Origin of the sequence: Ruoffia halotolerans, assembly GCF_014049385.1 — a bacterium.
Taxonomy (GTDB): Bacteria; Bacillota; Bacilli; order Lactobacillales; family Aerococcaceae; genus Ruoffia; species Ruoffia halotolerans.
The window spans coordinates 1-15,359 of the sequence record NZ_JACAOA010000014.1 but is presented as its reverse complement, the minus strand read 5'-3'; the positions used below and the strand labels follow the sequence as shown (position 1 = coordinate 15,359).

At 36.3% G+C, this 15,359-nt stretch carries 13 protein-coding genes and 1 other annotated feature; of the genes, 12 read left to right on the top strand and 1 reads right to left on the bottom strand.

Annotated elements, in window-relative coordinates:
• Positions 1-6: 6 nt before the first annotated feature.
• From HW423_RS06325 to HW423_RS06270, 12 genes are all read left to right on the top strand, one after another.
• Positions 7-1,371, top strand: a complete 1,365-nt coding sequence (locus HW423_RS06325; protein WP_218931096.1) for a cell division protein FtsQ/DivIB — start codon at positions 7-9, stop codon at positions 1,369-1,371.
• A gap of 142 nt (positions 1,372-1,513) precedes the next feature.
• Positions 1,514-3,067, top strand: coding sequence for a cell division protein FtsA (gene ftsA, locus HW423_RS06320; RefSeq protein ID WP_218931095.1), 1,554 nt, complete (start codon positions 1,514-1,516; stop codon positions 3,065-3,067).
• 31 nt (positions 3,068-3,098) lie between these two features.
• The gene (gene ftsZ, locus HW423_RS06315; RefSeq protein WP_218931094.1) at positions 3,099-4,400 is read left to right on the top strand and encodes a cell division protein FtsZ; all 1,302 of its coding nucleotides are present in this window, start codon (positions 3,099-3,101) and stop codon (positions 4,398-4,400) included.
• Between the two features lie 125 nt (positions 4,401-4,525).
• Positions 4,526-4,789 (top strand): YggT family protein, encoded by a 264-nt coding sequence (locus HW423_RS06310; protein WP_218931093.1) that lies wholly within the window; start codon positions 4,526-4,528, stop codon positions 4,787-4,789.
• A 16-nt stretch (positions 4,790-4,805) separates the two neighbouring features.
• Positions 4,806-5,588: a YlmH family RNA-binding protein gene (locus HW423_RS06305; RefSeq protein WP_218931092.1), complete on the top strand. Its 783-nt coding sequence runs from the start codon at positions 4,806-4,808 to the stop codon at positions 5,586-5,588.
• Between the two features lie 40 nt (positions 5,589-5,628).
• Positions 5,629-6,516, top strand: a complete 888-nt coding sequence (locus HW423_RS06300; protein WP_218931091.1) for a DivIVA domain-containing protein — start codon at positions 5,629-5,631, stop codon at positions 6,514-6,516.
• Positions 6,504-6,725 (top strand) — a binding site (T-box leader). (Overlaps the previous gene by 13 nt.)
• A gap of 49 nt (positions 6,726-6,774) precedes the next feature.
• Positions 6,775-9,567 carry an isoleucine--tRNA ligase gene (ileS, locus tag HW423_RS06295; RefSeq protein ID WP_218931090.1) on the top strand — a complete coding sequence of 931 codons (2,793 nt, stop codon included), beginning with the start codon at positions 6,775-6,777 and terminating at the stop codon, positions 9,565-9,567.
• Between the two features lie 134 nt (positions 9,568-9,701).
• A complete protein-coding gene (locus HW423_RS06290) occupies positions 9,702-10,838 on the top strand; it encodes a sensor histidine kinase (RefSeq protein WP_218931089.1) in 1,137 nt (378 codons plus the stop codon).
• Complete coding sequence (locus HW423_RS06285) at positions 10,828-11,478, top strand: response regulator transcription factor (RefSeq protein ID WP_218931088.1); 651 nt, start codon at positions 10,828-10,830, stop codon at positions 11,476-11,478. The genes HW423_RS06290 and HW423_RS06285 overlap by 11 nt, the downstream gene beginning before the upstream one ends.
• 150 nt (positions 11,479-11,628) lie before the next feature.
• Positions 11,629-12,570: an ABC transporter ATP-binding protein gene (locus HW423_RS06280; protein WP_218931087.1), complete on the top strand. Its 942-nt coding sequence runs from the start codon at positions 11,629-11,631 to the stop codon at positions 12,568-12,570.
• Between the two features lie 13 nt (positions 12,571-12,583).
• On the top strand, positions 12,584-13,744 hold the full coding sequence (locus tag HW423_RS06275) for an ABC transporter permease (RefSeq protein ID WP_218931086.1): 1,161 nt from the start codon (positions 12,584-12,586) through the stop codon (positions 13,742-13,744).
• Positions 13,741-14,793, top strand: a complete 1,053-nt coding sequence (locus HW423_RS06270) for an ABC transporter permease (RefSeq protein WP_218931085.1) — start codon at positions 13,741-13,743, stop codon at positions 14,791-14,793. Before HW423_RS06275 ends, HW423_RS06270 begins: the two co-directional genes overlap by 4 nt.
• 234 nt (positions 14,794-15,027) lie before the next feature.
• Here the strand turns inward: HW423_RS06270 and HW423_RS06265 are convergent.
• A partial coding sequence (locus tag HW423_RS06265) for an Rgg family transcriptional regulator (RefSeq protein ID WP_218931084.1) occupies positions 15,028-15,359 on the bottom strand: 332 nt, incomplete at its 5' end.

Sequence of the window (15,359 nt, the reverse complement as noted above, 5' to 3'; positions counted from 1 at the left end):
AAAGCTATGAGTAATAATGAGCGGCGAGGAAATTATCGAACAGGGCCTCAAACTACGCCAAATAATCGGGAATCAAACAGTCCTGAAACATGGCAATCTAGACCGGTAAACGAACCGTCTCAACCGATTCGTGGAAACTATCGCATCGATAGTAATGGAAATCCGATTATACCAAAGCAAAGCGGCATAACAAATCGCGATGAACTTGAGCAAGATTATTTCAGTCGGACTCAACATACTCAAACTGAAGGGAATCGGAACCGAGAAGAACAGTATCAACCGACTCAAGTTATTCATCCGATACCACCTCAGTCAGGTCCTGTTCAACAGCGACGAGTATATCATATGGATGAGTACAGACGCGATCAGAATGAATCTAATAGTCGTGCGAATCAACCAAATAGGCGAAACTTTGACGAACCCCAATCAAATACTCGTGAGAGAGCAACTAGACAGCAAAATCAGAATTTGAATCAAAGGCGAAATCAAAATCTGAACAGAAATCAGAACTTTAACCGAAATTACTCTGGCAATCAACCTTCTGGAAGAAACCAACCTCAAGGTAGTCGAACTAATTGGTATTATAACTTGCACCAAAAGGTCAATAGACAGATGAATAAGAGTTCTAATGCGGCCCTGCCAAAGGGTAAGACTGTACTATTTGCAGTTTTTGCATTAATATACCTAACAATGCTAGTGACGGGTTGGCAATTAATGCCGTTTAATAAAGTGAATAATATAGTCGTCACGGGAACCGAGCTTGTTCCGAAAACGTTTGTAAAAGGATCGTCTCGAATATATAAATTCGATGAAGTAGATGAAGTAATGAGCCAAAGACAAGAGATTGAAGCGACAATTAAAGAAGAAAATCCTTTAATTGAAAGTGTCGTATTTAATCGACCTGATTGGAAACAATTAGAAATTAATGTCGTCGAACATGACCTTGTGGGGTTAATTAACCAAGATGGTTATCAACCAGTCTTGAATAACGGTGAGATACTGAATGTATCCGAAAACCAAGAATTAGCCAATATAGCCAATGAAGCATTACCAGAATTAATCGGCTTCGATACTAGTGGTAAACTGACGGAAGTTGCACAAGGTTTACGTCAAATTGATCCAGAGATATTAGCTATGATGGAGACCGTTACTTCCGCTGATGACGAAAATAAACCGAACGCCATAGTTGTTGAAATGGAAGATGGAAATACCATAAATGCCATAATTTCGACTTTTGCTCAAAAAGTACAATATTATCCGGATATTTTAACACAATTAGACGGGCAAACCGGAGTGATTAATTTTGAAGTCGGTGCATACTTCACACCAGCAGAAGATTCTACTAATAGTGTCAAACTTGACAATAATTAAGATAAGTTATATGTAATTATACTTACATTTATCTTTTTTTCTTCTATTAAAATGAAGTTTGTGCTAATATAGGTAATGTGAAATTGAAGAAAATTAAACAAAATATAGAAAAATAATTAGCCAGAAGGGGGTTAATGCCTAAATGAGAAATCAAGAAATTTTTGTTAGTTTAGATATTGGTACGACCTCAATTAAAGTCGTTGTCGCTGAGTATATTAATGGAAATATTAATATCATCGGTGTGGGAAATGAGAAATCACGTGGTTTGAGTCGCGGTGTTATTGTCGATATTGATGATACTGTGAAATCAATTCAAAGAGCCATTTCTCAAGCAGAACGCAAAGCAAATGTAAAAATTAACGAAGTCATTGTTGGTGTTCCAAGTAATCAAATTATGGTAGAAGATTGCCACGGTATGATTGCTGTTGCCAGCGATAATAGAGAAATAACAGCCCTAGACGTTGAGAATGTAATCAAAGCAGCTAAAGTTCGTTCAGTACCTCCTGAAAGAGAGATTATCTCAATTATTCCTGAAGAATTTATCGTCGATGGATTCAATGGAATTAAAGATCCAAGAGGAATGATCGGGGTTCGTCTAGAACTTTATGCGCGTTTAATTACTGGACCTAGAACAATCATCCATAATATTCGACGCTGTGTTCAAAAAGCAGGTTTATCAATCAGTGAACTAGTTGTTCAACCAGAAGCAATTGCATCCGTAGCCTTATCAGCAGATGAGCGAGAGTTTGGAACAGTGGTTGTAGATATGGGTGGTGGACAATCAAGTGCATCAATTATGTATGACGGCCAAATGAAATATTCATTTGTGGATCAAGAGGGTGGAGATTTCGTTACAAAAGATATCTCAGTTATTCTAAACACATCACTTGATTCTGCTGAACGTATCAAACGTGAATTCGGCTTTGCTATCGCAAGTCAAACAACAGATGATGAGTACTTCCCAGTTGAAACCGTCGGAAAGAAAGAACCTGTACGTGTAGATGAACACTACCTTGCTGAAATCATCGAAGCGCGTCTAGTACAAATATTTGAAACATTATATGAAGAATTAAATCGTGTAGATGGACTTGATTTACCTGGTGGATATGTTCTGACAGGTGGAGCTGTGTCATTACCAGGAGTTCTAGACTTAGCTAAACGATACTTCGGAAGTAAAGTTCGCTTATTTATCCCTGAAGAAATGGGAATGCGTAATCCAATCTATACGACAAGCCTTGGAATGATCGAATATGTTGCAAATCTTGATGATGTGCACCGAATTGCCCAAGGAACTTTTGCGGTTCCGGCACAAGCTGCACCAAGACAATCTATGTCACCACTAGGTGGGCAAAGACGACCGGTACCTTCAAGTGGCCGTAACCAAGGGCAAGTGGCAAGAGGTCAACAATCAGGTGACTTGTTCGGTGGTCAACGTCGTCAACCAGCTAATGAGATAAACCAAATGGCAAATGACCAACGTACGATGCCAGATAATATGCCTAGTTCGAATCAACAAGATGATTATCAACAATATAATTCATTTGATGACGACTATCGTTATGAAGATGCGGCATACTATGATGATTATTCGCAAGATGAAGAAGCGAATAACTATTCAGAGCCTGTTACTGATCAAAGTAATGGGAATGGCATAACGGCAAAAGTCCGTGACTTTTTCCAAACATTTTTTGATTAAGACTTGATAGATAAACAGGAGGAATTTTTAAATGGAATTATCATTCGATTCAACAATGGGATATGATGGCGCAGTAATTAAAGTAATTGGTGTAGGTGGAGCAGGTGGAAATGCCGTCAATCGTATGATTAAAGACGAAGTTCAAGGTGTTGAATTCATCGTTGCAAATACGGATACTCAAGCATTACAAGGTTCAGATGCAGAAATCAAAATCCAATTAGGCCCAAAAGTAACTAAAGGCTTAGGTGCAGGTTCACTACCAGAAATTGGATTAAAGGCGGCTGAAGAAAGTGAAGAACAAATTCGCGAAGTACTAGAAGGGGCAGACTTAGTGTTTGTTACTGCTGGTATGGGTGGAGGTACTGGTACAGGTGCTGCACCAGTTGTGGCTAAGATTGCTAAAGACTTAGGCGCTTTAACAGTAGGTGTTGTAACACGTCCATTTACTTTTGAAGGACCAAAACGCGGACGCTTTGCGGCTGAAGGTTTGAAAAACTTAAAAGAGGCGGTTGATACTTTAGTAATTATCTCAAACAACCGTTTATTAGAAATTGTAGACCGTAAAACTCCAATGTTAGAAGCATTCAGTGAAGCAGATAATGTTTTACGTCAAGGTGTACAAGGTATCTCTGATTTAATTACCGCACCAGGTTACGTAAACTTAGACTTTGCTGACGTGAAAACTGTAATGAAGGATCAAGGAACTGCATTAATGGGTGTAGGTCAATCTTCAGGTGAAAACCGTACGGCTGAAGCAACTAAGAAAGCTATCTCTTCACCATTATTAGAAGTATCTATTGATGGAGCAGAACAAATTTTATTAAACATAACAGGAGGAGAAGACTTAAGCTTGTTCGAAGCACAAGATGCAAGTGATATTGTTGCAAATGCATCAAGTGGCGATGTAAACATTATCTTCGGTACGTCAATCAATAATGATTTAGGTGACGAAGTTATTGTTACAGTAATCGCAACTGGTATTGAGAATGAGAAGACTGATCGTAATAAAATGAGTACACCACCAAGACGCTCATTCAATACATCATCATCTTCAGCAGAACAAACTCAACCAGCTCAAAGTCAACAACAACCAGATTCACCAAGCCAATCAACCGAACCAACACCACGTCGTCAACAAAAACGTGATTTATTCAATGATTGGGACATTAATAGAGAAACAAACACACGCGACGTTGATACAACTGAAGCAGACTCTAAACCAAAACGTCAATTTGAACGTCCAAATACGGATGGATCAGGAAGTCGTCAAAGTGAAGTAAATGATTCAGATGAATTAGATACACCACCATTTTTCCGTAAACGTCATCGTTAATAAAGAGTTACGATGCTAAGGCATCATAATAATAGAGGAATCAGTATTGGTTCCTTTTTTTATTTATCAATAAGTAAAAATTTATGATATAATTCTTAAGATAAGAATTTAAGGGAGTGTTATAGTTGGGCCTTTTGAGCTTAGTTTCTAATTTATTTCAGGCATATACACTGGTTTTAGTCGTATACGCACTATTATCATGGCTACCAGGTGCCCGTGAAAGTGCTTTAGGACAATTTGTTGTTAAATTAGCACGACCATATTTGGATATATTTGATCGCTTTATCCCGCCATTAGGGGGCATTAGTTTCAATGTTATTATTGCAATTTTTGTTTTACGATTTATCCGAGATGGTTTAATCTGGATATTGGCAGCAATATTATTTTAAAAATGTGGTGAATTAAATGTCAGATGATATATATCAACATTATCGACCCGAAGAACAACCGTTTATAGATAAAGTTTTCGGTTGGATAGATCAGGTAGATTTAACTTTCGCACCTTATACAACTGTATTTTTAACACCTCGAGAGAAAATGATTGTTGAACAACTTGTCGCAAGTCGAGATGAGATTTCAGTTATTTTCAGAGGTGGTTATGAAGGTGCAGAACGTAAACAAGCCTGTATTTATCCCCAGTATTATGAACCGAATGATGAAGATTTTACGATCGTTCTATTCAACATTAAATACCCAGAAAAATTTGGTCATTTAACACATGGTAGAATTTTAGGAACGTTTATTTCAACTGGAATTGAAAGAGAGCGCATCGGGGATATTATTACAGATGGAACGAATTGGCATGCAATTGTTGATGCATCAATCAGTGATTATTTGAAAACTCAAGTAACTAAAATTGCGAATGTCGGAGTACAATTGGAAGAGTTATCATTTGAAGATATATTAATCTCAGAAGAACAATGGGAAGTAAAGCATGTTATTTCTAGCTCTTTACGGCTTGACACTTTATTAAGCAAAGTCTATAATTTTTCTAGACAGCGTGCGAAAAATTCAGTCTCACAAGGTGATGTGAAAGTGAATTTTGTTCCTATGGAGAGACCTGACGTTGAGATTGGTATCAATGATATTATTTCATTACGTAAGTTTGGACGCTTCTGGATTAATGATATCGAGGGTATGACTAAGAAAGATAATTATCGATTAAACGTCAATGTGCTTTTAAAGTAAATTATATAACTTGAATATATTTGAAAGGATTTGTAAATTCATGGTATTAACACCTAACGAAATATTAAATAAAGAATTTAATTCGAAGTTTCGCGGATATGACTCAGACCAGGTTAATGATTATTTAGATATAATTGTTGCGGACTTTGAAAAGATGATTGCGGAGAATAATGAACTTAAGAAAGAATTAGCAGCATCAAAAGAAAAAAATGAGTATTTTGCACAATTACAAGACTCATTAAACAGTTCAATTGTAGTCGCTCAAGAAGCAGCAGATCGCTTGAAACAAAACGCACGTAAAGAAGCAGAACTTATCTTATTCGAAGCTGAAAGAGAAGCAGATCGAATGATTAATAGTGCTTCAGATACAGCTAAAAATATTGTCACTGAATCTGATGCATTACGCCGTTCAAGCAAATCTTACCGTACTAAACTAGAGCAAATGATTCGCCAACAACTTGAAGTTGTAACGAGTGAAGAGTATCATAGATTATTTGATGAAGAGATTGAATCACAATTTAATCCTGATCACTTCCATGAAGCAACAAATCAACGAGTGAACCAACGCGTAGATCGACTTGAAGAAGAGAACAGTGCTGATTTTAATGCAGCGCATGAAATTACAAATGATCGCTTTGTTGAAGAAGAAATCAGAAACGCGCCAGAACCTACTCCAGAAGTAGATTATCCGGCAACTTTTGGTGTAGCTGATCATGAAGATACTGAAGCGACACGAGTTGATTTAAATCGTGATGAGTTATTAAATAATGTTGAGCCAGAAGAGCAAGAAGTTGATTCTAGACACGCAGAATTAGAAGCGATGATTGATGAAGAAGCACAAGCTGAAGCTGAACGCGAAAAACGTGCAGCTCAACGTCGTGAAAGTGTATTAGGACAAACAATTAGAATTGAATTACCAAAAGATTAATAAGAACAAGTTAATCTTAGGATACTTTTAGCGAGTCAAGAGTGGTGAAAGCTTGGCAGTCCCTCCTTTGATTAATATCATCTTTGTGTTTGTTATGGTGAAAGTAAGTAATCATAACCGCTTAAATAGCGTTAACATGTAGAGTGAATAAGTCATCTTTAGGGATAACTTATTAATTTGGGTGGTACCGCGTTTATAACGTCCCTTTTTTAGGGGCGTTTTTTATGTTTAAATAAATCAATCAGATTGGAGATAATAATGAAACTAAAAGATACATTAAATTTAGGTAAAACAGATTTCGCCATGCGCGCAAATTTACCTACTAAAGAAGTAGAATTACAAAAAGAATGGTCAGACGCTGACATGTACGAGAAAATTCAAGAGAAAAATGAAGGACGTCCTTCATGGATATTACATGATGGACCTCCGTATGCGAATGGTAAATTACATATGGGGCATGCATTAAATAAAGTAACTAAAGACTTTATTGTACGTTACCATTCTATGGCTGGATACAGCTCACCTTATGTTCCTGGTTGGGATACACATGGTTTACCAATTGAACAAGCCTTAGTTAATGCTGATGGCGTAGACCGTAAGAGTATGTCTGTCGCTGAATTCCGTAAATTATGTGAGGAGTATGCATTAAAACAAGTTGAAAATCAAAAAGAAGACTTTATGCGTTTAGGTGTGACTGGTGAATGGGATAATCCGTATTTAACTTTAAAACCCGAATATGAAGCTCAACAAATCCGTATCTTTGGTCAAATGGCTGAACGCGGATATATCTATAAAGGACTAAAACCAATTTACTGGTCACCTTCAAGTGAATCAACATTAGCTGAGGCAGAAGTTGAATATAAAGACGTTACGTCACCTTCTATTTTCGTTGCCTTCAAAGTAAAAGATGGCAAAGATGTTGTACCAGCAGATGCTGAGTTCGTAATCTGGACAACGACACCTTGGACATTACCTTCAAACTTAGGTTTATCTGTAAAGGCAGATGCTAAATATGTTTTAGTCAATGTTGATGGACGTAAATTTATTGTTGCGGAAGCTTTACTAGAAGCAGTTGCTAAGAAAATTGGCTGGGAAGATTACTCAATCGAAGCAGAATATAAAGGGGAGCAATTTGACCGTTTAACTGCACAACATCCGTTATATGATCGTGAATCATTATTAATGTTAGGTGACCACGTTGAATTAGATGCCGGTACTGGTGTCGTTCATACAGCACCTGGACACGGGGAAGATGACTACATTGTTGGGCAAAAATATGGCTTAGATGTTCTTTCTCCTATTGATGACCGCGGGCACTTTACAGATGGAGCACCCGGATATGAAGGAATGTTCTACCTTAAAGGGAATAAAGTCATCGTAGAAGAGATGCGTGAAACTGGAGCTTTATTATTTGACGAGAAATTCAAACATAGCTACCCACATGACTGGCGTACTAAGAAACCTGTTATTTACCGTGCGACACCACAATGGTTTGCTTCGATTAACAAATTCCGCGATGAGTTATTAAACTCAGTTGAAAATGATGTGAAGTGGTATCACCCATCGGGCGAACGTCGTATGTATAATATGATCCGTGATCGTGGTGACTGGGTAATTTCTCGCCAACGTGTATGGGGAGTGCCATTACCAATCTTCTATGCAGAAAATGGAGAACCTATCTTAACAACTGAAACAGTTGAACATGTAGCTCAATTAGTTGAAGAGTTTGGATCAAACGTTTGGTTTGAAAGAGAACCTAAAGATTTATTACCTGAAGGATTCACTCATCCTGATAGTCCAAATGGTAAATTTACTAAAGAAAATGACATTATGGACGTGTGGTTTGACTCAGGTACATCATATGCTGGGGTATTACAAGTCCGTGAAGACCAAAAATTCCCTGCTGATATGTACTTAGAAGGATCTGACCAATACCGAGGATGGTTCAACTCAAGTTTTACAACTTCAGTGGCTGTTAATGGTTTCCCACCATACAAATCAGTTCTTTCTCAAGGATTTGTAATGGATGGTAAAGGTCAAAAAATGAGTAAATCAATTGGTAACGTTATTACACCGGAAGAGATTACTGAAGAATTAGGTGCAGATATTATCCGTCTGTGGGTTTCAAGTGTGGATTATGAGAATGACGTACGTATCTCTAAAGACATCTTAAAACAAGTATCAGAATCATACCGTAAGATTCGTAACACGGTCCGCTTTATGTTATCAAACTTATTTGATTTCAATCCTGAAACAGATAAGATTGCTGAAAGTGACTTAGCTAAAGTTGATCAATATATTCTTGCTAAATATCGTATTTTAGTTAATGAAGTAACACAAGCTTATGAAAATTATGAATTCTCAACGATCTTTAAGAGAGTAATTAACTTCATTACTGTTGATTTATCAGCGTTCTACTTAGACTTTGCAAAAGATGTCGTTTATATTGAAGCGGCAGAATCTAAAGCGCGTCGTGCAATGCAAACTGTTATTTATACAGTTCTTGAAGGTTTCATTCCATTATTATCACCAATCTTACTTCATACTATGGAAGAAGCTTGGAAAGAATTACCAGGAGCAGAAGGTTTTGTTCAATTACAAGACTTACCTAAATTCGAAGACGTTTCTCAAGACAAAGAAACTGTTAAAGAATGGGATGTCTTCTTCAAAGTGGAGTCAGCTGTTGCTAAAGGTTTAGAAAATGCAAAAAATGATGAAGAACACCCAATCAAGAAATCATTTGAAGCAAAAGCAACTGTCTATACAGATCAAGAGACAATTGATCAATTGAATGCTCTAAGTGATCATTTAGATCAATTATTAATCGTATCTGCCTTAGACTTACACTTAGCTGATGAAGCTGATGGTTCAGTCGTTGATTATGACGGCTTTGGTGTTAAAGTTCAGCCGGCAGAAGGTCATACTTGTGACCGTTGTCGTGCGGTAAGACCAGAAGTTGGAACAATTGAGGCGGCACCAGAATTATGTCACCGTTGTTTCTCAATCGTAGAATCACACTTCCCAGAGTATTTCGAGGAAGCAGCTGAATAATTAGAGTAGTTAAATTGCCCCACTAGACAGATTTTGTCTGGTGGGGTATTTCTATTTACCTAGAAATTATGTAAAATCTACCATTCATACTTGGCGTCTGTTATATTTAAATATGTAAAAGATGAGGTGAATATATGAAAGTGATTAAATATATATTATTAATCTTAAGTATGGGGCAATTTTTCCCTTTAGAAAGTTTTTGGCAAAGTAATTTCTTTTGGTTTTTTATTTGGATTATTTGCTTTCATTTAGGTTGGTTTTATATGGAATGTTTGCAATATAAACAGATAAATAGTGTTGTATTGTGTCTTTTAGCCTTAATCAATATATGGCTACTGCCATCCTTTCCATATTTGATGCTAGGACTTTTAACCATTGAATTAAGAGAGTTATTTTCACGGAAAAAGACTGTACTTATATTATCTTTAATGGCGATTGTTTCGGGGTTTATATGGTCAACGCTCACGATTTGGCCGCAGGTGGATTATTTAATGTTCACAGTGAGTATCGTTATCATATGTGGTTATTTAGCCGAACAAGCAACCCGTTTAGAAGTACAAGAAACTAGTCTTTATGAGTTTCGCACTCAAGCAGATGAGCAAGAAGAGCGGTTGATAGAGCAAAAGGCACAAATGATTGCGATGGAGGAAATTCATACCCTTAATGAGAGGAACCGAATTTCTAGGGATTTACATGATACGGTAGGGCATACTTTATCGACCATCGTCATCCAATTGGCAGCCATTGAGAAATTGACAGAGGAAAAGATGCCACAAGCATCAGCTATGTTAAAGCAATTACATCACTTTACTAAAGAAGGCTTATCAGATGTTCGCCAAGTGATTCACCAATTAAAGCCTAAACATTATCAAAAGTTTGCTTTTATTGAGCAGGTGCACCACATCATTTCAGATTTTGAGCATAATAGTCCGATTAAAGTTTATTTTAATAATAATCAATTACTTTGGAGCTTATCGCCTGAACAAGAGTTATTATTTATGAGAGCGATTCAAGAATTTTTAAGTAACAGTAGTAAACATAGTCAAGCAGATGAAGTTCGAATTCAATGTCACTTTACGGATTCCACGGTTATCTTAACGATGATGGATAATGGAAAAGGAACGGATACGATTAAACCGCAAATGGGCATTACGGGTATGAAAGAACGGACGAAGTTATTAGGTGGAAAAGTTCAGATTCATTCCGCTCTAAATAAAGGCTTTAAAGTAAGAATCGTATTACCAAAGGGGGGCAGCAGTTATGACGGATAGAATCAAAGTATTACTCGTTGATGATGAACAACTCATCAGAGGTGGTTTAGCTATATTACTAGGTTCTTTTGAAGATATTGAGATTGTTGGAGAGGCGACTAGTGGTAAAGAAGCGGCGATATTTTGCCAACATAATCCGGTCGACGTTGTGCTCATGGATATTCGCATGCCAGATTCAAATGGGATCGAAGGGACCGAGTTAATTAAAGCAGCTCATCCTCAAATTAAAGTATTAATTCTAACAACTTTCCAAGATGTGGAGTACATCGCTCAATCGATGCAATTAGGAGCATCGGGTTACTTACTCAAAGATAGTAGCCATGAAGAGATTCATGAAGGCATCCGTATTGTTTTTAATGATAATGTCGTTTTGGACGGAAAGATTAGCCAAGCCATGTTATCTAATCACTCCAACTTCCAAAGTAAAAGTTTTAATGGAAAGGACTTTAATTTATCAGAGAAAGAAATTAAGCTGATCTTGCTTATAGCCAGCGGCTTAAATAATCAAGAAATTTCTGACACTTTATATCTCTCTATTGGAACGGTTAAGAATAATATTAGTACGATTTTAAATAAACTCGATTTAAGAGACAGAACTCAACTAGCTATTTTTGCTTATGAGAATGGCTTGATGAATTAAGATAACACCCTTTATAAATGCAAATTCCTGCGTTTATTGAGGGTGTTTTTTAAAATAGTGACTAAAGTCACTCGAATCAGTGACCTCAGTGAATAGTTGACACAGCAATGTTTAGTTATACTTAAGTTGGAAATAAAGAGGAGGGTAATTATGAGCTATGTAGAGATTAACAATATATATAAGAGTTACGGTAAAGATCAAGTATTAGATAATGTTTCCTTTGAGATTGAAAGTGGGGAATGCTTTGGCCTAATTGGACCCAATGGAGCTGGGAAATCAACATTGATTGATATTATTACCGGTCTGACACAATATAATTCAGGGGATATTTCAGTCGATGGGCACGTGGTTCCTCAAGATGTTGTAAAAGTACGTGAACAAATCGGCTTAGTACCTCAAGAAATTGCTCTGATGCAAGAGTTAAATGCGACTTCGAATTTGGAATATTTTGGTGGACTTTATGGTTTATCGGGTCGCATGTTGAAAGAACGTATCAATGAAGGCCTTGAGGTGGTTGGGTTAACGGAACATACGAAAAAAGCAGTTAAAACGTTCTCTGGTGGGATGCAAAGACGGTTAAATATCGCAGCCGCAATTCTTCACAGACCCAAATTTCTCATCCTGGATGAGCCGACTGTTGGGGTGGATCCTCAGTCAAGAAATAAGATTTTCGAATTTATTCAATATATGAATCAGGAGTACGGTACAACCGTTCTATATACTTCACACTACATGGAAGAAGTAGAAGCCTTGTGTGAGCGTTTATTCATATTAGATAATGGTCAACAAATTGGTTATGGAACTCAAGCTAAGATTAAGCAATTAGTTCAAGATACAGTGAAATGGTTTATCGAAGTGGAGCAAGCGCCACTTGATTTTGAAGAGAAATTATCGACGAGATTGCCAGGAGTTCAACAAGTTGTGAGTGAAAATAATTCATTCCACTTAATTGTCGATCCCGTTGAGTTTAATACAAAGGAATTGATGACTTTAATTAATGAAGAAAATATTGAACTAACGACATTAAATAAAGAAGCTTTAAGTCTAGAGGAATCTTTCTTACAACTCACCGGAAAAACATTAAGAGACTAAGGAGGTTTTATTAATGAGCCAATTATGGACTTACGTTAAGACAAACATGCGAGCCAATGCTAAGCAATGGATGACGATTCTGGCATTATATGTTGCCATGCCAATCTTTTTCTCACTCTTAATGGGCTTCTCCTTTAGTTCAGCCTTTGTTCCTGAACAAACAAGTAATCCGGTGGAAATCAGTATTAATAATGAAGATCAAGGGGAGGTGGGGCAAGTCTTCATTGATGCTTTCAGTAATGAGACCATGCAATCATATGTGGACATCGTAGAAAGTCATGATGATTCAAAGTTTGTTATTCATCTTCAACCAGAATATAGTCAACGCTTAGAAGATACTTTAGTGAGTATTGAATCTAAAGAAAATGCTTCAGCATCTGAAGAAGCAATACTTACTCAATTAATTACAAGTTTTCAAAGTAGTTTAGTCAATCAACAACAATTAGGCGAAGAATTGGGAGCAATGTCAGATCAAGCTACAGTCGATGAACTCATACATTCACTTGAACTCGCGTCTCAATTGAGAAGTGAACAAGTATTTGTAAAGGAACAATATGAATCTCAATCAGCTTTAACGAGTAATCAATATATTTCTGTTTCTGGCCTCGTTTATATCTTTATCTTGTCCTTAGCTGGAAGTATAGGTCTGAAGACAAACGAAGATATGAAGGGTTTAAGAAAAAGAATTGGCGTACTCCCTCTGACACCCGCTCAAGACGTTATTTACGGTATCATCTCAGACACACTAACGTATACATTTTTAGCTAGTTTGTATATGGTCATATGGCGATTCATTGATAGTACGACATTTGTTGGGAATCCCTTGTTTTATTTTGGTTGGATAGTTATATATGCTCTTTTATTCCAAGTATTGAATAGTATTTTATATTATTTTATACCAGATAAATACGTGAATTTAGTTTACCTCATCCTAACATCTTTATATATGATTTTAGGTTTTCTACCCATTGACCGTCTTATAGGTGGGGAATTTGGAAAGATAATTAATCAAAACTACTATCGAGAAATATTCTCTCAACCGATGTTTGACTATCTTCTCAATAATGATTGGACGGCGAATATCGGCCTAGCTGTTGGAATCGTATTAGTTAGTGTCATACTAGTATTCTTCGTTATTCAACTGAGAAACAGAAGGGAGTTGAAACCATTATGAAATTCATGCAATTAGTTTGGTTTCACTTTAAACGAATTTGCCAAAATATTGGTCTCATCTCAATGTCTTTCATTATGCCGTTATTTATGGTCGGCGGTTTAATGTTTATCACCACCTCTGATACTAATGCGAACTTAAGTGAAGAGTTTGTTATCTTAAATCATTCGGAGTTTGTTGAGGAGAATGTGTACCCAAGACTGAGTGAGAATTTACAAGCTAACTTTGCGTCAGATTCTAAAGAGGCCTTTGATCAATTGGAACAAAGTGAGTTAGCGATGATTTATGAAATTCCCGCTAACTTTCCAGAGGAAGGTTCCAGAATTAAATCGCATAGTATCAATGGAGAAAATAATGATATATTCTTTGAATCCGAATTTACCTCTGTATTGAGTGAAGTAATGACAGAGAATGCTTTAAGTGAAGCAGGAGTAGACTTTGAAGAAATTCAAGTTGCTGAACCAAGTATCAATCAAAGTTATACTCCCATTGATGGAAATTTAGTCATCGTAGTTTTTATGACTATATTTTTCATGAGTTACGCAAGTAGCTTAGTGAGTGCTGATTTGAATAAATTAAGAAGTGACGGTGTGTTAACCCGAAGTATTGTAACAAATGCCCGCAGTTGGCAAATATTAGGTAGTGTTTTAGCAGCCTTCTCGCTCTATAATTTTATCTCAGCGATGTTAGTGATCTTGCTTATTTGTTTAATATTCGGTATTACAATCACGCAACTCCCAGTGATAATTGCTGCAATTCTTGCTTTTTGTATCTTTAACGCTGGCTTTACGATGGTCCTATTCAGACTATTTAAAAATGATCAAGTCATCCTAATGGTAGGTATTGTCTTATCAATTGTCTTTGTGTTCTTAGGCATAGGTATTATAGATATACCAAGTTTCTCATTCATCCAATATATCTCACCATTTTATTGGCTGTTTGAATCTCTAGACACGGGAGCAATCTTACCAAATATTCCAGTCATTGCGTTATATGGCCTGGTTCTATTCACCGCAGGAAGCTTTAAAGTTGAAAGGTTAGTGAGAAGCTAGATAAATAAAGTGTGACTTGTGTAAATAAAAACAAGTCACACTTTTTTGTAGTTGAATGTATTAGGAATTTTCCTTTAGTTCAAGTTCAACAGAAATTATGAGTTCATTAATTGTTTTTTCATAAGCTCGACCTAATGTGTCGTTATTAAAACGATAGAGACACAATTTTTACACTCTGACTAATAAACAATTGATCTAACAGTTAAAAAGTAAGTATAAAAATATAACTTTACTTTAACTCTCAAGAGAATCTATAAAATCTTTTAATGCTTTTTTATGAGCCTGTGCAATGGAAAAAGCCTCTAAATTATACATGATATCTATGGATTTTTGAGCGATTTTAAGTCCATCTTCTATATTACCTTGCGCTATTGTTAACTTGCCTTTTAAATAGTTAAGTTTAGTTATTTCATAAAAATACTTGGTATTAATCAAATCTTTCATTATATTATCAATTAAGTCATTAGCGAATAATAACTCATTTTCTCGTATTAAATGATTTATAAAATTTATATATATTAAAACTACTGAATGTTTATAATTTTCTTTTCCAACATATTGGCTAG

Bases quoted from the DNA above. Each gene is read 5' to 3' on its own strand.
- HW423_RS06270 (WP_218931085.1), top strand. From the start codon at position 13,741: ATGAAATTCATGCAATTAGTTTGGTTTCACTTTAAACGAATTTGCCAA.
- ileS (WP_218931090.1), top strand. From the start codon at position 6,775: ATGAAACTAAAAGATACATTAAATTTAGGTAAAACAGATTTCGCCATG.
- HW423_RS06275 (WP_218931086.1), top strand. From the start codon at position 12,584: ATGAGCCAATTATGGACTTACGTTAAGACAAACATGCGAGCCAATGCT.
- ftsA (WP_218931095.1), top strand. From the start codon at position 1,514: ATGAGAAATCAAGAAATTTTTGTTAGTTTAGATATTGGTACGACCTCA.
- HW423_RS06325 (WP_218931096.1), top strand. From the start codon at position 7: ATGAGTAATAATGAGCGGCGAGGAAATTATCGAACAGGGCCTCAAACT.
- HW423_RS06300 (WP_218931091.1), top strand. From the start codon at position 5,629: ATGGTATTAACACCTAACGAAATATTAAATAAAGAATTTAATTCGAAG.
- HW423_RS06305 (WP_218931092.1), top strand. From the start codon at position 4,806: ATGTCAGATGATATATATCAACATTATCGACCCGAAGAACAACCGTTT.
- HW423_RS06280 (WP_218931087.1), top strand. From the start codon at position 11,629: ATGAGCTATGTAGAGATTAACAATATATATAAGAGTTACGGTAAAGAT.
- ftsZ (WP_218931094.1), top strand. From the start codon at position 3,099: ATGGAATTATCATTCGATTCAACAATGGGATATGATGGCGCAGTAATT.
- HW423_RS06290 (WP_218931089.1), top strand. From the start codon at position 9,702: ATGAAAGTGATTAAATATATATTATTAATCTTAAGTATGGGGCAATTT.
- HW423_RS06285 (WP_218931088.1), top strand. From the start codon at position 10,828: ATGACGGATAGAATCAAAGTATTACTCGTTGATGATGAACAACTCATC.